We start from the raw sequence: 20,135 nt of genomic DNA on the forward strand, positions 1-20,135 counted from the left end.
TCACGCGGCTAGGCTAGGCCCCGGGGATAGAGCGGCGGCAGGTCAGCCCTGGCCTCCGGCTTTGCGGTCGCTTTTCTTATTTGCTCCAGTGCCCCGACCATGGCGCGTCCATCCCAGTCTTCCGTGCCGTGTCCCAGCGCGAAAAGGCGAGCCTGCAGTTTTCTGATCTCCGCGGTTAACGCCTCGTTCCGGAAATGGCTGGCAACGTCTGCCGCGGAATGAAAGCCGTGGCCGGGTGTGTGCAGGTTGGCCCATTCCACCAGCAGTTCCGGCGTTGTCGCGGAACCGTCCCGGGCGGCGATGATGAGTCGGTCAAAGGCGGCCCGATCATTTCCGGTTTCACCGGTAACCGGCAGGTTTGCCGGGTTCCTCCGTAATCGCCACCAAGCCAGCCAAGTGCCCCCCCATAGCACCGCCAACACCAGACTGAGCCATTGCCAGAGGCTGGTCCGGTCCGGAGCCTGATTATCCGGCGAATCGGGTGTCACGCTTTTTCTTTTTGCGGGTGTCTCCCCGCCGGTTTTGGCTGTTTTCCGCGGCGGTACTGCGCCAGCGGCAGTCGGGCCCGTTACCGTCAATGTTTTTTCCGGAATCTCAGCAACACGTTCGCGATCAGCTTCCGTGTCCCACCAGTGAATGCGGATGGCCGGCAGGGTCATTTGCCCGGCCTCAACCGGCACCAGGGCCACTGACTGCGTCAAGGATGAGGAAAGACCGTCGGGCGTTGTCTCGGTGGTTCGCTCGGGTTGCTCCGGATAACTCCTCAAACCCGGTGGCACAGCATCCGGCAGTGGCGGCAGCGTCTCCGAGGGCAGGTCGGCTGCTGTCAGGCGGATTTCCCGGGTGATGTTTTCACCCGTTTCGACTTCAAGAGTTGGCGGCAACCCGGCTTCTGTCAGGCTTAGGTTGCGTGCCGGCAACCAGGTTTTTCCGGTGAACTGCGATGGCACCTCCTTGACCGGTATTTCAAACAGCTCCTCGCTGTCCCTGAGGAATCTGAGCTTGCCCTGGGCGTCCCGGGACTGGCCTTCAAACCGGATTGGCGAGAGCCTGAAACTGCCCGGGCGCTGCGGAAACAGAGCATAGCGGCGTTCCACCACACGATAGCGCACACCGTCACGGTAGCGTGAGAATTCCTGTTGCCTGCCGAGCGGTTCGATAACAACATCGGGGTGCTGGGGTTCCGACAGTTCGCCCCGGATCAGGTTGCCGCGGAAGAACAGGCGAATGGTCAGAATCAACTGCTCCTGCACATAAACCTCGGCCTTATCGGCGGACAGTTCAATAAAGCTGTCACGGTCGGTGTCTGCCTGATCCGGTGGCGTGCCGTCCACAACTTCCACTGTGACAGGCTCGGAAACGGCGCCATTGAAAGTGAGGGCGGGAATGGTCAGTTTACCGGTGGTTGTCGGGGCAAGCTGGTAGGTCCAGGTGATCTCGCCGACCATCTGGCTGTTGATGGTATGGATGCTGTATTGCTGGTTCTGCGCGAGGATCTCGAAATCCGGCTGTACCTTTTCGATATCGGGCTTGGGCAGGCTGGATATGTCGAAATCGAACAGGTTGCCCAGGTTGATATCGATTTCCATACTGCCTTTAACCGTCAGGGTCATCACCTCACCGTCGTAAAGCCGGGTTCTGTCTGGCTCGACTATGAGCTCTTGCGCCTGGACCGGCAGCCAGATTGTTATCAGAAGAAAAAGACAGACAGCCGCTGTGATCAACCGTTTTACCATGGTGTATCGCCCTCATCGGATGGAGTCTGGCGTTGTTGATACTGTTGCAGGAACTTTCGCTGTAACAGGCCGCCCGGGTTGTCGGGAATCCGCCTGAGCGACTGCTCCTGGCTCTGTGTCAGGGGCGTTTCAGAAATCGGCGCAGGCGCCTGGGACTGGTTCGCCGATGACGCCTGTTCTGCCGATGCCTGTTCCGGCGTCTGTCCCTTCGGTTCATTCGCCTGCTTATCCGGCTTGCGATTCGGTTCCCCTGGTTCCTGGCTGTTCCCGGAGTTCTGCTGCTGCTCGTTGCCAGAGTCACCGGGATTTTTACTGTTTCCGGGTTGGCCCTGATTATCCTGCGGCTTGTGGCCATCGCTGCCCGGGGATTCTGATGGGTCTTTCTGATTGTTACTCTGACTGCCGTCTTTGTCCTGATTTTTCTGCTTCAGTAATTCTTCGACAATCTTCAGGTTGTGGCGGGCATCTTCCATATCCGGATTCGCTGCCAGGGCACTAGTATAAGCTGTGACGGCCTCTTCGAGTTTGCCAGCTCTGGCCAGTGCGTTGCCCTGGTTGTAACTGGCACGGGGCCCTTCGGCCCGGGAAAAGACCTGCGCGGCCGCATCAAACTGACCAGACCGATACAGTGCGGAGCCTTTCCATTCGGGATCATCCAGCCGGGCGGCTGCCTGCTTCGGATCGTTCCGGATCAGTTCGGGGGCTCTCTGATCCTGACGCTGCCAAAGGTCGGCCCAGGTCATGGCTGCTGCCGGCTGTGGAAACGCCGGTAAAAGCACCAGGGCCAGGGCGGTAAATGCGCCCCGGCGCCATCCCAGCAGAATCAGGGGGGCGGCCAGCCAGAGCAGCCAGTAACCGTCATCCTGCCAGCGGGTGACGGTCAGCCCTGCACTTGTATCCTGCCAGTCATCGGTGTCTTTCGGACTGAGTTCAAGGGATTCAATATCGGTGTTGTTGAGGGTCAGTTCGTGGCTCTGGCCCCCGGTGCTCCGGGCCAGTTCCGACAGGGCGCCGGGGGTGGCACGGCTGATCACAATTTCGCCGTTTTCACGAATGAATCCGCGGCGGGCCAGGGGAATGGGCCCACCTTCTTCGGTTCCCACAACCAGGGTGTTGAACGCATATCCGGTTTCGGACAGAGTCTCCCGTATTTCAGGCCAATAGTGTTCACCGATCTGGTCGGTGATCACCAGAATCCGGCCGTTACCCGGTGCACCCTGTTTCAGCAGATCGGCCGCCCTGACGATGGCAAGGTCAGCACGATTGCCGGTGGCTGGCATGATCACCGGATCCAGCACGTCCAGCATACCCTCAATGGTTCTGGTGTCATCGGTCAGCGGTGTGACCACATGGGCATCACCGGCGTACACGAGCAGCCCGGTCAGGCTGCCCTGCCGTACCGCGAGAATATCCCGGATTTTCCGTTTGGCCCGGGTCAGACGGTCTGGTTCTACGTCTGTTGCCAGCATGGAGAGTGAGAGATCAAGTGCAATCACAAGGCTGTCCCCCGGCTGTTTAAGCGGGGTGGGCGCCTCCCGCCAGGCCGGTCCGGCAAGGGCAGTGGCCAGGACGACCAGGGCCATGGCAGCTGGCACCATGGGGGATTTCGGGGGTCTGCCTGATGTGCCTTCGTGGCGTATGACAGGTGACAACAGGCGGGCCGGAATGAGCCGGGACCAACCGCTGTCCCCCAGATGTAACTGGCGGAACGCCAGGTACATCAATGGCAGCAGGAGAACCAACAGCAGCCAGAGCGGGCGCAGGAAGTGAAAATCAGCCAACATCCGGTTCCCTCTCACTTTGCCGGCGACGCGTGGCCATTATCTGGCCCATCCGCCGGTACAGAAACAGCATGCCCCACAGGGCCGCCGCAAGGCCGGCGGGCCAGGCGTAGAGTTCAGTGACAGGGCGGTAGTATTTGCCTTCCAGTTCGATGGGCTCCAACTGATCAATGCGTTCATAGATGAGTTCAAGCTCCGGCAGGCTACGGGCCCGGAAATACTCACCGCCGGTCTGCTGGGCCATCCGGGTCAGCAGGCTTTCATCCAGATCGCGGGACGGGTTGACGCGGCGCGACCCCAACAGGCCACGCTGCACGATGGACTCCGCGCCGATGCCGATGGTGTAAATCCGAATGCCGGCGGCAGTGGCAATCTCGGTGGCCTTGTCCGGTGTTATTTCGCCGGCGGTGTTGGCGCCATCCGTTAGTAGCACCATCACTCGCTGGTCTTTGGGTCTGTCCCGGAGCCGTTTGGTGGCAAGGCCAATGGCGTCACCAATGGCCGTGGCACGGCCGGCCATACCGAGGCCGGCTTCCCGCATCAGGGTTCTGACGGTTTCGAGGTCAAAGGTCAGGGGCGCCTGGACGTAGGGTTCGGTACCAAACAGGATCAATCCCAGCCGGTCGCCCTGGCGGCGGGAAATGAAGTCATCAAGGACCCGCTTTACTGCTTGCAGCCGGTTAATGCTCCGGCCCTGAAGCACCATGTCCTGCTCATCCATACTGGGAGAAATATCCACCACGAGCATCAGGTCACGGCCGGACACCGGCATCTGCGTTTGTTCGCCAACGTGCTGCGGCCGGGCCAGGGCAATGACCAGTAATACCCACATCAGGAGCAGCAGCAGTTTCTGCCACAGCGGCACAGCGTTGCCCCGGCGGCTGACGCCGGGCAGGTCTGACAGCCAGTGGCCAACCGGCAGAACCGGCGCATCCACCGACTGTCCCTGAGGTTTGCGCCACTGAAGGAGCAGGGGAATGATGACCAGAGTCAGCACCCAGGGCCAGGCAAGGTTCAGCATTTCTGACCTCCCAGCCACAGCCTGGCAAATGCCAGGGCCTGGGCAGGCTCGGTTGAAACCGAAGGTCGCCAGGCGCTTTCTACCAGGGCTTCAGCCACCGGTCTTGAGGCAATCCGGTGTTCGGGGGCTGTGGCTAACAGGAATTCCACCCAGGCATCACCGGTCAGGGCTTCCGGGTGCGATTGTGGGTATCGCTTGCGGGCGGCCTGTTTCAGGAGCCTGTTCAGTTGCACAAACCACTGGGGATCGGGGGCCGCTGAGCGCTCCAGCATGGCCAGTTCCGACCGTGCCGACCGCAGCCAGCGGTTCCTGCGTCTGCGCCTGAGAATCTGCCAGGTCACTGCGGCGACAAGCGCAATCCCCAGAATGGCCAGAATCCACCACCCGGGCGCCGGTGGCCAGAAACCTCCGGGATCGGGCAGGTGAATGTCTCTGAGCTGACTGAGCGGGTCTTGCGGATTCACCCGATTCGCCCCCCTGGTCCGAGCAGTGATTTCAGGGCCGTCGCCGGATCGTCCCCGGTCGAAACGGCTGCCGCAGTGACACCAGAGGTCTGGAAACAGTCTTCGAGCTGCCGTTCATGGCTGGCCACCTTCTCATGCCAGGCCCTCTGGAAGTGTGGGTTGGCGGCATCAAACCAGACCGGGCCGTCCGGGCCCGCCACCGCGAACTGCCCGGCTTTCGGTAGTTCCCTTTCCAGGGGGTCGACCACTCTCAGTGCACTGACAGTATTGTGGCGGGCCAGGGCGCCGAGCAGTTTACCGGTCTCCGGGGAGATCTCCAGAAAATCGCTGATCACGAAAATCCGGCTGCCGGTATGGGCAACCCGGCGTGCCTCGGTCAGGGCGGTATCCAGCCTGCCCTGGCTGGCACCTTCATTTTGCGCCAGCTCGTGACTCGCCCGGTGTTGCTGCTCCGCCAGGGTATCCAGCAGCCGTAGTACCGATTTCTTGCGCCGGGCCGGGCGCTGAACGCTCAGTGTTTCGCCATTAAAGACAATGCCCCCCACCTGGTCTCCGGACCAGAGAGCCAGCCAGGCGAGGATAGCGGCAAGCTGGGCACAACGCACCTGTTTAAAGGCGCCGGTACTGGCAAAAAAAAGGCTCGGGCCGAGATCGCACAACAGCAGTACCGGCCGTTCCCGCTCTTCCTCGTAGAGTTTGGTATGCGGCGCCTGGCGCCTGGCGGTTACCCGCCAGTCAATACTGCGGATGTCATCGCCGGGCTGGTATAGCCTGACTTCGGCAAAGGCCATGCCCCGGCCCCGCTGGGGTGATCGCTGAAGGCCGGCCTGACGGGAACGCACCGGCCGTGCCGAAGGCAGTTTCAATGCCCGGGCATCCGCCTGCAGGCGGATAAGATCCGCCAGCCCGATGTAGGTTGCTGTGTCGGTGTTCGGCATTGCTGGCGGCTCCCGTGAACTGCGTCCGTCGGCGGTTTCAGGCACTCACCGGAACACGTTCGACCAGCCGCTCGATCACGGTGTCTGCGGTCATGCCTTCGGCCTCCGCCTCGAAGGTCAGCAGAATGCGGTGGCGCAGTACATCAAAGGCCATGGCCCGGACGTCGTCGGGTGTGACATAGTCGCGGCCATCAAGCCACGCCAGGGCTCGGGCGCAGCGATCCAGGGCAATGGTGCCGCGGGGACTGGCGCCGAAGGCGGTCCAGCGGGCGAGTTCCGGGTCCAGGACTGCCGGGTCCCTGGTTGCCAGAACCAGTGCGAGCAGGTACTGCTCGACCGCCTCTGCCATATAGATGTCGGCCACTTCAGTCCGGGCCTCAAAAACCTGTTGGGCTGCGAGGCGGAGGTCTGTCTTTGGCACGCCCTGCCGATAATCGTTCCGGGCGAGCTGGAGAATGGCTTTCTCAGCTTCCGCCGACGGGTAATGGATGACCACATGCATCAGAAATCGGTCCAGTTGCGCTTCGGGCAGCGGATAGGTGCCTTCCTGCTCAATCGGGTTCTGGGTGGCCATCACCATGAACGGCTGGTCCAGAGCGAAGGTGCGCATGCCTACGCTGATCTGCCTCTCGCCCATGGCCTCCAGCAACGCCGATTGCACCTTGGCAGGCGCGCGGTTGATCTCATCGGCAAGCACCAGGTTGTGGAAAATGGGGCCGCGCTGGAATTCGAACTGGCCCGTTTCCGGCCGGTAGATTTCGCTGCCGGTGACGTCTGACGGCAGCAGGTCCGGGGTGAACTGGATTCGATGGAAATCGCCTTCGAGGTGTTCTGCAAGGGCCTTGATGGCAGTGGTTTTAGCCAGGCCCGGCGCCCCTTCCACAAGCAGGTGACCGTCTGCGAGCAGGGCGATCAGCAGGCGATCCACGAGTTTTTCCTGCCCGATTATCCGTTTGGCTAACTGTGCCCGTAACTCACCGAACGTATGCTGTAACGACATTGGAAGTGACTGCTCCCTCTCTGTTTGAGGTTTTTCCGGAGAAACCCGTATCGTGCGTAGGTAGTTGCCGCAGTTTTGGTGTCTGGCCGGCAAAAATCAAGGGCTTGACTATGCTTATGTGACGATACCGTGATTACGTTTATTTCACACTAACTGAGGTCGACCATGAATGCGCTGACAGTGGCCAGCAAGGATCAGTTCTTTGAACAGTTGGCTGACGCCTTCGCAAAGAAGATTACCAAAACCGAAGCCAAAAGAATCAGCGAATTTGCCAAGCAGCATTACGCCCATATTCCCCTGGAAGAGCTGGTCAGCCGACGATTCTCAGATACCTATGGTGCCGTGCTGGCGGCCTGGCAGTTTCTGCAGAAGCGCTCCGCCGAGAAAACTTCAGTGGCGGTTTTCAATCCGGACCTGGAAAGCGACGGCTGGGAGTCGACCCACACTGTCGTTTTTATTCTGCACCCCAATATGCCGTTCCTGATTGACTCCCTGCGCATTGCCATTAATCAGCGCGAAATCGGCACTCACTCGATCCAGCATTCAATTCTTCAGGTCGAGCGGGACAAAGACGGCAAACTGAAGAAGCTGCACAGCACAAAAAAGAGCGCCTCCCGATCCGCCTATGAGGCCTTTATCGTTCTGGAAATTGACCGACACAGTCATCCCGGGGATCTCCGGGATCTGGAAGACACGCTGCAAGACGTGCTTCATGAAGTCCGGATCGCAGTATCCGATTTCCCGGTGGTGACCGAGAAGGTGACTGAGATTATCGGGGAGCTGGACAGTACTACCGCCGGTATCAACGAAGAGCAGAAGGCAGAGGCCCGGGCCTTTCTTGAGTGGCTGGCACGGGATCACTTTACCTTCCTGGGGTATGACGAATACGATTTTGCCAAGGACAAGAGCGGCATGGTGGTCCGGCGGGTCGGGAACTCCGAGCTGGGTATCCTGAAAGTCAACAACGAGCGGCCAGAAAGGGTGCGCCTGAACGAATTGCCCCAGCGCACCCGGCACGAGATGACCCGGACCGACGATATCTTTATCTTCGCCAAGTCGGCCCAGCGCTCAAGGGTTCACCGCCCGGCTTACCCGGACTATATTGCGGTCAAGAAGTTCGACAGCAAGGGGGAGGTTGTTGGCGAGCGTCGCTTCCTGGGGTTGTATACCGCCCGGGTCTATAACGAGCGGCCGGATGAGATTCCGCTGCTCCGCCGTAAATTCCAGAGTGTGATGAAGCGCTCCGGTTTCCTCCGGGATGATTACGCCGGCAAGGAACTGGAGCAGATTCTGACCCTCTATCCCCGGGATGAGCTGTTCCAGATCGAGCCGGACGAGCTGCTGAAGGTGGCCAAAAGCATCCTGTACATTCAGGAACGCCGCCGTATTGAACTGTTCATGCGGGAGGATGTTTATGGCCAGTTTGTGACTTGCCTGGCGTTTTTCCCGAGGGATATCTACAACACCGAACTTCGTCTGAAAGTGGAACAGGTGCTGGTGGACCGGCTCGGCGCCGAGGACGTTGAGTTTGTTACCCACTTCTCGGAATCCGTGCTGGCCCGGGTCCAGTTCACCATCCGCGTGCCCCAGGTTGAAAACCGCCAGCTGCCAACGGCTGAAATCCGAGAGAAAGTCATTGAACTGGCGCAATCCTGGCGTGACGGCCTCGCCGAGGCGCTGAGCGAAGCTTACGGTGAAGAACAGGGCAATGAGCTCTACCGGCTCTGGGCCGGCGGCTTCCCGGCCAGCTATACCGATATGTTCTCGGCCAGGCGTGCGGCGATTGATCTTAAGCATATTTCTGCGTCTGCCATCAAAAGCGACCTTGCCATGAGTTTCTATCGGGCGCTGGAAGAGGATGAGAGCACGCTGCATTTCAAGTTATTCTATCCGGACGAACCGCTGCCCCTTTCAGACGTGATGCCGATTTTCGATAATCTTGGCTTCCGCGTCATTGGCGAGCATCCGTTCGAGGTGACCGACCGCCACAACAAGACAGTCTGGATTCACGATTTCACACTCCATGCTCACACCGGCGATGTGGTAGACATTCATCGCCTCCGGCCGATTTTCGAGGAATTGTTCCGGCGGGTCTGGTACGCGGAGGCCGAAAACGATGCCTTCAACCGGATGCTGCTGTCCTCCTACATGAGCTGGAGGCAGATTGCGCTTCTGCGGACCTACGCCCGTTATATGCGCCAGATCCGTTTTTCCAACAGCCAGACCTTTATCTCCAATACACTGGTGAACCACGTTGAGCTGACGCAGTTGCTGCTGGAGTTCTTCGAAGTTCGTTTCAACCCGGAGCGGTACCAGAGCCCGGGCAAATGCCAGGCGGCCCAGCAAAAGCTGGAGATCGAGTTCAATGCGGGTCTGGACGAGGTGGAGAATCTCAGTGAAGACCGTGTGCTGCGGCTTTTCCTTGAGCTGATCCAGGCCACCCTGCGCACCAACTTTTACCAGCAGGATGAAGCGGGTGGCCCCAAATCCTACATCAGTGTGAAATTCGATCCATCCAGGATTCCGGATGTCCCCCTGCCGCTGCCAATGTTCGAGATTTTCGTCTATTCGCCACGGGTTGAGGGTGTGCACCTCCGGGGTGGCAAGGTCGCCCGTGGCGGCCTGCGCTGGTCTGACCGGTTTGAGGACTACCGTACGGAGATTCTGGGTCTGGTAAAAGCTCAGCAGGTCAAGAACGCGGTGATCGTTCCTGTGGGCGCCAAAGGCGGTTTTGTTGCCAAACGGCTGCCAGACCCCTCGGACCGGGAAGCCTTCCAGGCGGAGGGCATCGAAGCCTATAAAACCTTTATCCGCGGTTTGCTGGATATTACCGACAATCTGGTCGATGCCGGCATTCACCCGCCGGAGCGGGTGATCCGCCACGATGAAGATGACCATTATCTGGTCGTGGCTGCCGACAAGGGCACGGCAACCTTCTCGGATATCGCCAATGGCCTGGCGGCCGAATACGGCTTCTGGATGGGCGATGCCTTCGCCTCCGGTGGCAGCAATGGCTACGACCACAAGAAGATGGGCATTACCGCGCGGGGCGCCTGGGTCTCGGTGGAGCGCCATTTCCGGGAGATGGGCATCAACCCGGCGCTGGATGAATTCACCGCCATCGGCATCGGCGACATGGGCGGCGACGTTTTTGGCAATGGTTTGTTGTCTTCGGAGAAAACAAAGCTGGTTGCTGCCTTTAACCATGTCCATATCTTTATCGACCCGACCCCGAATCCGGAGCGGAGTTATATAGAGCGTAAACGATTGTTTGCGTTGCCCCGCTCCGCATGGACCGACTACGACAGCAAACTCATCTCCAAGGGCGGTGGCATCTTCAGCCGGAATGCCAAGTCCATTCCGGTCAGCCCGGAAATGAAAAAACTGCTGGGCATCAAGTCGGATCGGGTGCCGCCGAACATGCTGATATCCCATATTCTCAAGGCACAGGTGGATCTGCTCTGGGTAGGCGGTATTGGCACCTACGTGAAGGCAAAAAGCGAATCCCACGGCGATGTCGGCGATAAAGCTAACGACGGCCTTCGAATCAATGGTTCGGAACTGCGCTGCAAGGTTGTCGGCGAGGGCGGTAATCTGGGGCTGACCCAGCTCGGGCGTATTGAATATGCCCTCAGGGGCGGGCGCCTGAATACCGACTTTATCGACAACTCCGGCGGGGTTGATTGTTCAGACCATGAGGTCAACATGAAGATCCTGCTCAACCGGGTGGTGGTCATGGGGGATCTCACATACAAGCAGCGCAACATCATGCTTGAGGAAATGACCGACGATGTGGCGGAGCTGGTGCTTAAGAACAACTACCGCCAGACCCAGGCCATCAGTATCGCCAGCGAGGATGCGGCGACGCGCCTGGAGGAATACCGCCGGCTGATGAGCACCTTTGAGAGTCAGGGGAAGCTGAACCGCGCTTTGGAGTTCCTGCCGGACGACGAAACCCTGTCTGAGCGCAAGCTGGACAAAAAAGGGCTGACCCGGCCGGAGTTGTCGGTTCTGATCTCCTATGTGAAAGGCGATCTCAAGCAGACCCTGATAAACAGCACGCTGCCGGACGATTCGATGCTGGCGGGTGAAATGTACAAGGTGTTCCCGCGGGACCTGACCCAGAAATTCTCGAAAGAGCTGGGTGAGCACCAGCTGCGCCGTGAAATCATTGCCACCCAGATTGCCAATGACATGGTTAACCACATGGGTATTACCTTTGTGGAGCGGCTGAACCAGTCCACTGGCGCCGATGCAGCCTCCATAGCACTGGCCTGGATCATTGCCCGGGACGTTTTTCGCATCGATAACTGGTGGGACAGGATTGAGGATCTGGATTTTCATGTGCCGGCCCAGCTTCAGATGCAGTTGATGCAGGACCTGATGCGGCTGATGCGCCGTTCGGTGCGCTGGCTGTTGCGCAACCGTCGCGCGGAACTGAGTATCCAGAATCACATGGAGCGTTTTGCCGACAGCGTCTGGGCCATTACCGCAGGCCTGCCGGAGTACCTGGGAGAGCAGGCCCGGATCACCTGGGAAAAGCGGTATCAGGCGCTGGTGGAAGCCGGATTACCGACAGAGCTGGCTTCCGTGGTTTCCGGTACCGGGCACCTGTACTCGTCCCTCAGTATTATCGAGGCACAGGAAGCGTCAGGAATGCCGTTGAAAACAGTCGCCAATCTTTACTACGAGCTGGGTGACCGCCTTGATCTCAACTGGTTCGCCAATGCCATTGCCGCTCTGACCCCGGCTTCCCACTGGCAGGCCCTTGCCAGGGAGAGTTTCCGCGAGGATCTGGACTGGCAGCAGCGGGCTTTGACCACGGGTGTGCTGAAGCTGGCAGGAAAACCGGCGGACGTGCCTGCCTGTGTGGAGGCCTGGATGGCGCGTCATGACCAGATGATTGATCGCTGGAAAACCATGTTGTCCGAGCTCAAGGGTGTGAGAGAACCGGAGTATGCGATGTTCTCGGTGGCCTTGCGGGAGCTTCTGGATCTGGCCCAGGCGACCATGCATCAGCCTCATGGCGCGGTTGAGGCTGAGGTTGAGGCTCAGATAAACTGAGCCTTGCTTTGAGACCATGATTCCCGTTCAATCGGCGTCCGGGAATCACTAAAACGGAGTAAGGTAATGGGTCAGCTTGACCATCTTCTGGAAAAAAACCGGTCCTGGGCCGATGGCATCAAGGCCCAGGACCCCCAGTTTTTCCACCGCCTGTCCAACCAGCAGGCACCGGAATATCTCTGGATTGGCTGTGCGGACAGCCGTGTGCCGGCCAACCAGATTGTCGATCTGCTGCCCGGTGAGCTGTTTGTTCACCGGAACGTGGCCAACGTGGTTGTGCATACGGACTTTAACTGCCTGTCGGTGCTCCAGTTCGCCATTGATGTGCTTAAGGTCAAACATATTCTGGTGGTCGGGCATTACGGTTGTGGTGGCGTGAGAGCGGCACTGCTCAACGAGGGCTTCGGGTTGATAAGCAACTGGTTGCGACATGTGCAGGATGTGCGTGACCGGCACCAGAAGGTGTTGGATGCCCTGCCGAACGTGCAGGACCGGGTAGACCGGCTGTGCGAACTGAACGTAGTGGAGCAGGTGGGGCATGTGTGCCAGAACAACATCGTCCAGGAAGCCTGGAAGCGTGGCCAGCCGCTGACGGTTCACGGTTTTGTCTATGACGTTGCGGACGGTATTCTCAGGGATATGGGGCTGTCGGTTTCCGGCGAAGAAGATCTTGAGCGTGTCCGGCAAACCAGCCTGGAGGAGCTGGTTCTGAGGCCGGTGCGCTCCGGGCGCCAGAAAACCGTCTAGCAGGAAATGTAAAATTTCGTCAAAAATTCGTGATGAGTGTCACTTCCTGACCCCCGGTGTCATCACAGTTGGTCACCTCCCGCTTTGGTAGAGTAGCGACTGCTGCAAGCGAGGAGGTGAACCATGAAAGAACTGATGCAAAAAGCCCTGACAGCCTTCAGCCATCGTAAAGGCGTCTCCGACGCGTCAGATGAGCGCGCCCGGGGGCGCAAGTCTTCCGATAAAGGCCAGCCCGAGGACTGGGGTATGTCCCCGGAAGACGCTCTCCGTGTGGGCACTGTTGCCCGATACAAGTGACTGCTTGCCGGCGGTTCGTTTCCTTTCGTTCTGATGCCTCCGGGATCCGGCCTGCCATGGGAGACTCGGCGGCGCATTCCGGTTAAAGTATCCCGTGTCCGAGCCACCCAAGCGGGATTGCCTGTTCAATGTCTCTACCCAATTCCCACGAAGCCCTGTTAAGGAATCGCCACCTGCTCACAGGGGAGGTGGCCCTGTTGGGCGTTACTTCCGCCGGCCTGTTGTCTGAGCTGTCTGAGTACAGCGGCATGGCCATGAGTGAGCATGCGGGTGTGTGTGAGACTCTGCGGGGGCGGGACAACTGGAAGGTCACCTTCGGTTACGATGATCCGGCCTTTGGTGCGGATGCCTTCAACACCCTTGTGGTGTTTTTGCCAAAGGCTCGGGCCGAACTGGAGTTGCGGCTGGCACTTGCCCGCTGGCTGGCGGCAAAAGGCGCCCGGCTGGTCGTGGTTGGCGAGAAAAAAGAGGGGATTGCCGGGGCTGCCAAACAGTTAAAAGCGGTGGCGCCACTGGCGGCCAAGGTAGACAGTGCCAGGCACTGCCAGGTGTGGTGTGCCGAAGCCGTTGAATCGCTGCCAGGGTTTGAGCTTCAGGAATGGCTGAGCTGGACGGGCATGGAATGCGCGGGCATTCACCTGGAGGCCGCCGGGCTGCCGGGGATCTTCAGCCAGGGAGAGCTTGACGACGGCACCCGGATGCTGCTCGAAACCCTCAGCGACCATCCCCTGCGCGCCAGTCACATTCTCGATTTTGCCTGTGGTGCCGGGGTGATCGGCGCCTGGCTTGATGCCTGGCAAAAGCAAAGGGGACAGCCGGCAATCACCGTTGACGGGGTGGATGTGCAGTCCCAGGCTGTGACCTGTGCCCGGGCAACCTATCGGCGTAACGGTGTTTCCGGTGAAATATTGGCATCGGACGGCCTGACCAGTGTTGAAGGTATCTGGCCGGCGATACTGAGCAACCCCCCCTTCCACAGTGGCGTGAGAACCGATATGTCCATGACCGAGCGTTTCCTTCGCGAGGTTGTACGCCATCTCAGACCTGGTGGTGAGGTTCGCCTGGTCGCAAACAGCTTCCTGCCCTATGAGCCCCTGATGAAGCGGTGTATCGGCCCGGTTGAGCGGTTACGGGAAGATCACCGGTTTACGGTATACCGGGCTTTTCGCCGGCCCTGAATTAAAAGGGTACCCGGAAGTTCCGGTTGATCGAACAGCCAAGCCACAAAAAACAAAATCTCTGAGTGTGCTGCGGACCATTCCGGAGGGGCGGTCGTATCCTGGCGCTGACCATTCTCTATGAAATCGGCGATATCCTGTCTGGCGTTTTGAGTTCGTGCAGAAACCCATGAACAAACCCAAGACCCTGTCCGCACTTGCCCACAAGTTGAGAAGGGCGGCCTACCGAAGGCCCACAAGTGTTATACCTTTGTTTTATGAAAAAGAATATGAATCCAGTTTGGGTGTGGCCTATTAAAAGGTTTTTGGAGATTTTTAAGATGAAATGCCACTCTCGTAAATATTTTTTGAAACAGAGTCCGCTCAGGTGGGCTCTTTAGTTTTTTTCCACAATGAATACACTTTTCTTCTTGGTTATACGTGCCGTATGGATTGCCGGCTATATCCATAAAAAACACTGACATGAAATTCGTGCGCGCATCTGTTTCACCTACAAACGTTACTTTATTAGTAGTTAATAATGGAAACAGGCTAATTAATTCATTTTCATCAAAACTGTTCACATGGCCCCAAGGAGGGCCCTTTCCCCCACAAGAGGAACATGTTGTACGTCCGATTCGAATATCTTGCTTATATGGAACTCCGATAAGCAAGAATTCTCTTGTTACACGGCTTAATTCGGAAGCTGCTTTTTCAAGTAGATGAGGAGGTATGTGTTCAAGCACTTCAGCACAAAACACCAGGTCAAAGGTATTGTCATCGAAGTCTAAATTTGTGATGTCTCCCTGAACACAGGTGATTCTGCTACTCGATATGTTTGGCTTCAATAGATCCAGCGCAGTTACTTTATCGAAAAATTCAGTCAGCAATATGGAAAAATGACCGTCTCTTGCACCAATATCAAGCGCGCTTTTTCCGTCGCCAGAGATACGCGTAATATGCTGCATTAAATCCTCAGTTCTTTGTTGCTCTGAATCGTTTTTCCTATATTCTGATAGGTCCATTGATATATCCTTGGTTTTACGAGGCACCTGGTCGCTAAGGGCTTTGCGCCCCTTCGCCCCATAAGAACTGTACGTGATAGTTTCCCATCATGCAGCTCAAGCCCTTTGAAAGCCCTGCAGGCGACCCACCTATTCATACCCCCAGACTCAACCGGCCCTGCTGATACATGCGTTCCAGTTTGGATGCATTGGCTTCAGCGTTATGGTAACTGCCCTTCATGATCAGCGATAGTTCGCTGCTGCATTGCTCTTCCGAAATGGCCCTGGCCACGTTGGCCGTGAGGCATTTGTCGACTTGTTGTTGATAGGTCTGGGTGTTGTTGCGGTTATTGCCTGTGCCATCGAAAAAGAGGCCAGCTTCTACCCGGACTTTGGGACGATCCTCTTCTTCGGACGAATCAACCGGTGACTCGTCCTGCAAGCCTTTGTCAATCAATGCGCCTTTCTGGGCGGCTTTGCGAACAAACTCCTGCGGATCTTTGTCCAGCAACTTTTTGGCGGCAGGGGTAAGCTGGCCTTTGTCATCCAATGCTCCGGCCATGGCGAAGTCCACAATCGGTGCGGTGTTGGTGGCGACACCCACAGTAAATCCGTATGCCCAATTAAAAAAGCCCCTGGGGTGAGGGGCAAAAGGTTCGCGTCCAGAACAACGGAGCAAACCGGAAAAGGGATGTTCAGCATGAACTTCTGTAACCTTAGGGTTAATTTCTAGAATAATCAGCCTAAAATGACGACTTTGTGACAAAATGCCCGCAGGGTGCCTGAAATGACAACTGCCGAACTGAATTATGCCGACGGTGAACTGACCCTGAGCCGGCCTGGTACCGACGACCCGACGCTGCGGGCCTGGGACGCGGCAGACGAGCTTCTGCTTGAAGAGGGTCTCAACGCTGCCAGTGGTGTTACTAAGCCCAGAGTCCTGATCGTGGATGATCAATATGGCGCCTTGTCACTCGGGCTTTCCGGCCTGTCACCGGTGATCGTTGCTGACAGCGCGACCCTGTTCGCAGCCCTGGACGAGAATGCTTCACTCAACCCTTCCCTGATCGCACCAAGCCAGGTGCGCAGTTGGATCAACCCGCCTGAAGGACCGTTCGATCTTGTGGTTATGCGAATTCCGCGGCAGGCGGACTATCTTGGCTGGCTGCTGCGCTGGCTCAATGGCGTAGTGGCAGAATCCGGTGTCCTGCTGGCTGGAGGCATGATCAAGCACCTTCCGGCCAGAAGTGTTGATGTCTTTGCTGAAACCGTGAACACCGAGAAGGTACTGTCGGCACGAAAGAAGGCCCGGGTCATTCGTTGCAGGAAGGGGAGTAAGCTTCCTGGAGATTGGCCGGGGACCTGGAGAGGTTATCTGTTAACTGGGCAGAGCGATCATAAGGTTGAGGCGTTACCCGCGGTGTTTGCAAGGGAAAAGCTGGATATCGGTACCCGGCTGCTCCTGCCCTGCGTGGCGGAGGCGGTGAGAAAAGCCGAACCCGGTGCACGGGTTCTCGATCTCGCCTGTGGCAACGGTGTGCTTGGCATGACGGCGCTGGCAGGGCGGCAGGATCTGCAGGTGTGCTTCAGCGACGTATCGAGCCAGGCGGTGCTCAGTGCCAGCCGCAATGTCGAACGGGCGTTCCCGGAAGCGGAGGTGGCCTTTGTGCACGCCGACGGTATTGAATCCGGACAGGGAAGATTTGATCTCATACTCCTGAATCCGCCGTTTCACGAAGGCGGCGTGGTTGGCAATCATATTTCCCTGCGTCTGTTCGGGCAGGCCGCCCGACACCTGTCGCCGGGCGGCAGGTTGTTGATGGTCGGAAATCGCCATCTGGGTTATCACCGTAGCCTGCGCCGGCATTTCTCATCTATACATCAACTGGATGCCAGCCCCAAGTTCGTGGTCTTCCAGGCTGGCAATCGCTGACAGACCAGGCTGGTTAAAGGGCGGGTGCCGGACTGGCATAGCCCAGTCTTGCCAGGGTATCCACGATGGTCTGGGTCTGGCTGTCTATTTCAATATTCACCCGCTGGCCTTCCTGAACCGAGGCAAAGGTGGTCGCCCTGAGGGTTTCCGGAATCAGGTGGACACTGAACCGGTTGCCCCGGACTTCGCCAATGGTCAGGCTGGCGCCGTTAATGGCCATGTAGCCCTTGGGGAAAAGATAGCGGGCCCACTCATCAGGCACTTCAAACCACAGGGTGACATTGTTCTCCGGGCGCAGGATTTCCACGATCTTTGCGGTGGTATGAATGTGGCCGGACAGCAGGTGCCCGCCAATCTCATCCCCGATGCGGGCGGCGCGTTCGAAATTTACCAGGTCCCCGGCTTTCAGGTGCCCGAGTGTGGTCAGCGTCAGGGTTTCCTGCATGGCGTCGAAGCAGAGTGCGCTGCCGTCGTGGCGCGTTACGGTCAGGCAGGTGCCATTGATGGCCACGGAAGCTCCGATAGAGACACCGTCGAGTTTATCCTCCGGGAAACGGACAACGAAGGTGCTAAGACCGGGTTTGGCAGTGACCTCTTCAATGGTTGCGATCCCCTGAACAATGCCTGTGAACATAGCCTGGCCTCATAAAATGGAGTGCGGCTGCCGGTTTGGCAGGAGCGCACAGGATAGCGAGCGGACCGCCCGATGCCAAGGTGGCGGTAAGGGATTCAAGAATCCGGTTTGATGGTCGTTACCTGTTAAAACCGTCTCTAATCCGGACAACCTGTCATGGCCGAAGACCAGAGCAAAGCCACGCAAGCTGATGCGCCCGCCCAGGCTCCTGTGCTGCGGCCTGGACGGGCCGCCGACCCTGTGCCCGCGGATGCCCGGCCTTCGGTCTCGGCGTCTGCCCTGGCCGGAACGGTGGCCATCACAAAGCCCGGGCAGGGTTCAGCCGCAGCCGTTGCATCCGATGCCAGGGCCGGGGCTGGTGAGAGTGAGAGTGAGAGTGATGATAAAACCAATGGACGTGCGGAGCGGGTGACGGCGGAGTCCAGGCAGCGCAAACTGAGGCAGATGCTGCGGCAGTGCGACCGTGTCCTGTTGATGGATTTCGACCTGCTGGCGATGAATGACTGGCCCGACAACTATACTTTGGCCGGGGCGCGCCGAAACCGGGACCTGTGGCTTTTCAGTGCGCTGCTTGCCGCAGTCGTGTTTCTCGGCGGCTTGGCCGGGCTTGTGCCGGCCTGGGTCGCGGGTGGTGGTTTCGGGGTCTTCGTAATGATCCTGCTGCACGGAGTGCCCGCTGTTCGCCGAATCTACACGTCGAAACCTTCCTACCTGGATCTCCTCGTCACCCGACAGCGGATGCTCCGGGAGGCGAAGCGACATGCAGAGCACCTGGAAGGCGCCAGCGGGCTGATATGGCAGTGTGCGCAGATGTCCGACTTTAATCCGGCCCTCAGGAATTCGCGTTTCAGTTATTTGCTGAGGCTGTCTGAAAGCCGCGTTCTCCCCCGTCAGCTTACCCGACGGGAGCATGTGCGCCTGTATCTGATATACCTGCTGGAGGCGGAGAAGGCCTACAGCAGGGTTCAGGAGGCATTTTTTGAGGGCAATCAGAATGCCATTGACCATGGCTGGCAGGATGTTGTGGCGGAGCCTGTGCCCAGAACTTGACATAACTGCGCTTCAAACGTATGTTTCAAACAGACGTTTGCTAGAGGCATTGAAAACAAAATGGCGCAGTCTGATACCGTTGACCGGATTCTCGATGCAGCCGAAGAGCTGTTCGCCGACCGGGGTTTTTCAGAAACCTCGCTTCGCATGATTACCAGCAAGGCTAAAGTAAATCTGGCCGCTGTCAATTATCACTTTGGTTCAAAAAACGCTCTGATCCATGCTGTTTTCGCGCGTTTTCTGACGCCGTTTTCCGCAACTCTTGAAAGCGCGTTCGACGAGCTTGAGGAGCGTTGTGAGGGCAAACCACCAACACTGAACCAGACACTCTGGGCCCTGACGGAAAGCGCGGTGCGGATGCCTCAGCGCAACGAGCAGGGTATTTCCATCTTCATGCGCCTGCTGGGCCTCGCCTACACCCAGTCCCAGGGCCACCTCCGGAAGTTTCTGGAGCAGGAATACAGTGAGCCGTTCGGCCGTTTCATGCGTCTTCTGAAGGAAGCAACGCCGCAGTTGTCTTCGGTTGATCGGTACTGGCGCATTCAGTTCATGCTCGGAGCAACCGCGTTCACCATGTCCAGCAGTGACGCCCTGCGCGATATCCTGAAGAACAAGCTGGGTGTCGAAACCACCGTTCAGGAAATTGCCGCCCGGCTGGTGCCCTTCCTGGCCGCCGGAATGCAGGCAGAAGACGCGATGCTGATTCCCTCGCCTGGCAGCAAGGTCTCGGTTGCCTGAGCTCCTGCCTCTCGGTTAGGCTTTTCTTCTGAACCCGCAAGGAGCCTGGCCAGTGCGGATTAATTCCACTGCAGCGCAAATCGATATTGATCTGACCCTCCAGTTCCTCAGGCTTGTCACCGTAGATGGGCGGGTTCTTGCCTCCTATCCGGTATCCACGGCACTGAACGGCCCGGGGGAGCAGGACGGCAGCGGCTGCACCCCGCGGGGTAAGCACTATATCCGTGCCCGTATTGGTGCCGGGCTTCCAGCCGGGACGGTGTTCCGTGGCCGGCGCCCGACCGGCGAGATCTACAGTCCCGGGCTTACCCGGGAACATCCCGGTCGCGACTGGATTCTGACCCGGATTCTCTGGCTGTGTGGCTGTGAATGGGGAAAAAACCGGGGCCCGGGTGTCGATACTTTTCGTCGCTTCATATACATTCACGGCACACCGGACAGCGAGCCCATGGGCGTGCCGCTGTCCCATGGCTGTGTCCGGATGCGGAACGCTCATATTCTTGAACTGTTCGAACGTGTTGACCCAGGTGCAGTCGTTTACATCCATTAAACCTTTTTTGTCAGAGAGAAT

General features: G+C 58.3%; 17 protein-coding genes. 8 read left to right on the forward strand and 9 right to left on the reverse strand.

What is annotated here, in order from left to right:
- Positions 1–8 precede the first annotated feature (8 nt).
- From QPL96_RS06825 to QPL96_RS06850, 6 genes are read right to left on the reverse strand one after another with little or no spacing between them, the layout of a single operon-like run.
- Positions 9–1,736, reverse strand: a complete 1,728-nt coding sequence (locus QPL96_RS06825) for a BatD family protein (RefSeq protein ID WP_303286520.1) — start codon at positions 1,734–1,736, stop codon at positions 9–11.
- Entirely contained in the window at positions 1,730–3,520 is a 1,791-nt protein-coding gene (locus QPL96_RS06830; protein ID WP_303286522.1) for a VWA domain-containing protein, read from the reverse strand. The genes QPL96_RS06825 and QPL96_RS06830 overlap by 7 nt, the downstream gene beginning before the upstream one ends.
- Positions 3,510–4,538 (reverse strand): VWA domain-containing protein, encoded by a 1,029-nt coding sequence (locus tag QPL96_RS06835; RefSeq protein WP_303286524.1) that lies wholly within the window; start codon positions 4,536–4,538, stop codon positions 3,510–3,512. The genes QPL96_RS06830 and QPL96_RS06835 overlap by 11 nt, the downstream gene beginning before the upstream one ends.
- The gene (locus QPL96_RS06840) at positions 4,532–5,002 is read right to left on the reverse strand and encodes a DUF4381 domain-containing protein (protein WP_303286526.1); all 471 of its coding nucleotides are present in this window, start codon (positions 5,000–5,002) and stop codon (positions 4,532–4,534) included. Before QPL96_RS06840 ends, QPL96_RS06835 begins: the two co-directional genes overlap by 7 nt.
- Positions 4,999–5,940: a DUF58 domain-containing protein gene (locus QPL96_RS06845; RefSeq protein ID WP_303286529.1), complete on the reverse strand. Its 942-nt coding sequence runs from the start codon at positions 5,938–5,940 to the stop codon at positions 4,999–5,001. Before QPL96_RS06845 ends, QPL96_RS06840 begins: the two co-directional genes overlap by 4 nt.
- A 37-nt stretch (positions 5,941–5,977) precedes the next feature.
- On the reverse strand, positions 5,978–6,940 hold the full coding sequence (locus QPL96_RS06850; RefSeq protein WP_303286531.1) for a MoxR family ATPase: 963 nt from the start codon (positions 6,938–6,940) through the stop codon (positions 5,978–5,980).
- Positions 6,941–7,105: 165 nt separating this feature from the next.
- Here QPL96_RS06850 and QPL96_RS06855 point away from each other — a divergent pair, with 165 nt between their 5' ends.
- The 4 genes from QPL96_RS06855 to QPL96_RS06870 all read left to right on the forward strand — a co-directional run bounded on the left by QPL96_RS06855 (position 7,106) and on the right by QPL96_RS06870 (position 14,226).
- A complete protein-coding gene (locus QPL96_RS06855; RefSeq protein WP_303286533.1) occupies positions 7,106–12,004 on the forward strand; it encodes an NAD-glutamate dehydrogenase in 4,899 nt (1,632 codons plus the stop codon).
- A 66-nt stretch (positions 12,005–12,070) separates the two neighbouring features.
- Positions 12,071–12,751, forward strand: a complete 681-nt coding sequence (gene can, locus QPL96_RS06860) for a carbonate dehydratase (RefSeq protein WP_303286534.1) — start codon at positions 12,071–12,073, stop codon at positions 12,749–12,751.
- Between the two features lie 123 nt (positions 12,752–12,874).
- Positions 12,875–13,048: a hypothetical protein gene (locus tag QPL96_RS06865; RefSeq protein WP_303286535.1), complete on the forward strand. Its 174-nt coding sequence runs from the start codon at positions 12,875–12,877 to the stop codon at positions 13,046–13,048.
- A gap of 128 nt (positions 13,049–13,176) precedes the next feature.
- Positions 13,177–14,226, forward strand: a complete 1,050-nt coding sequence (locus tag QPL96_RS06870; RefSeq protein ID WP_303286536.1) for a class I SAM-dependent methyltransferase — start codon at positions 13,177–13,179, stop codon at positions 14,224–14,226.
- Between the two features lie 242 nt (positions 14,227–14,468).
- On the opposite strand, the gene QPL96_RS06875 is transcribed toward QPL96_RS06870, so the two are convergent.
- Positions 14,469–15,230 carry a bifunctional 2-polyprenyl-6-hydroxyphenol methylase/3-demethylubiquinol 3-O-methyltransferase UbiG gene (locus tag QPL96_RS06875; RefSeq protein WP_303286538.1) on the reverse strand — a complete coding sequence of 254 codons (762 nt, stop codon included), beginning with the start codon at positions 15,228–15,230 and terminating at the stop codon, positions 14,469–14,471.
- A 133-nt stretch (positions 15,231–15,363) separates the two neighbouring features.
- Complete coding sequence (locus QPL96_RS06880) at positions 15,364–15,813, reverse strand: hypothetical protein (RefSeq protein WP_303286540.1); 450 nt, start codon at positions 15,811–15,813, stop codon at positions 15,364–15,366.
- 183 nt (positions 15,814–15,996) lie between these two features.
- Here QPL96_RS06880 and QPL96_RS06885 point away from each other — a divergent pair, with 183 nt between their 5' ends.
- A complete protein-coding gene (locus QPL96_RS06885) occupies positions 15,997–17,142 on the forward strand; it encodes a class I SAM-dependent methyltransferase (RefSeq protein WP_303286542.1) in 1,146 nt (381 codons plus the stop codon).
- Positions 17,143–17,155: 13 nt separating this feature from the next.
- On the opposite strand, the gene QPL96_RS06890 is transcribed toward QPL96_RS06885, so the two are convergent.
- A complete protein-coding gene (locus QPL96_RS06890; RefSeq protein WP_303286544.1) occupies positions 17,156–17,776 on the reverse strand; it encodes a riboflavin synthase subunit alpha in 621 nt (206 codons plus the stop codon).
- A 156-nt stretch (positions 17,777–17,932) separates the two neighbouring features.
- On the opposite strand from QPL96_RS06890, the gene QPL96_RS06895 reads away from it, so the two are divergent.
- From QPL96_RS06895 to QPL96_RS06905, 3 genes are all read left to right on the forward strand, one after another.
- Positions 17,933–18,826 carry a hypothetical protein gene (locus QPL96_RS06895; RefSeq protein WP_303286546.1) on the forward strand — a complete coding sequence of 298 codons (894 nt, stop codon included), beginning with the start codon at positions 17,933–17,935 and terminating at the stop codon, positions 18,824–18,826.
- A 60-nt stretch (positions 18,827–18,886) separates the two neighbouring features.
- Positions 18,887–19,564, forward strand: coding sequence for a TetR/AcrR family transcriptional regulator (locus tag QPL96_RS06900; protein WP_303286547.1), 678 nt, complete (start codon positions 18,887–18,889; stop codon positions 19,562–19,564).
- Between the two features lie 85 nt (positions 19,565–19,649).
- Entirely contained in the window at positions 19,650–20,114 is a 465-nt protein-coding gene (locus QPL96_RS06905; protein ID WP_303286827.1) for a L,D-transpeptidase, read from the forward strand.
- Positions 20,115–20,135: the final 21 nt, after the last annotated feature.

The sequence above is a fragment of the Marinobacter sp. SS8-8 genome, assembly GCF_030540945.1.
Classification (GTDB): domain Bacteria; phylum Pseudomonadota; class Gammaproteobacteria; order Pseudomonadales; family Oleiphilaceae; genus Marinobacter.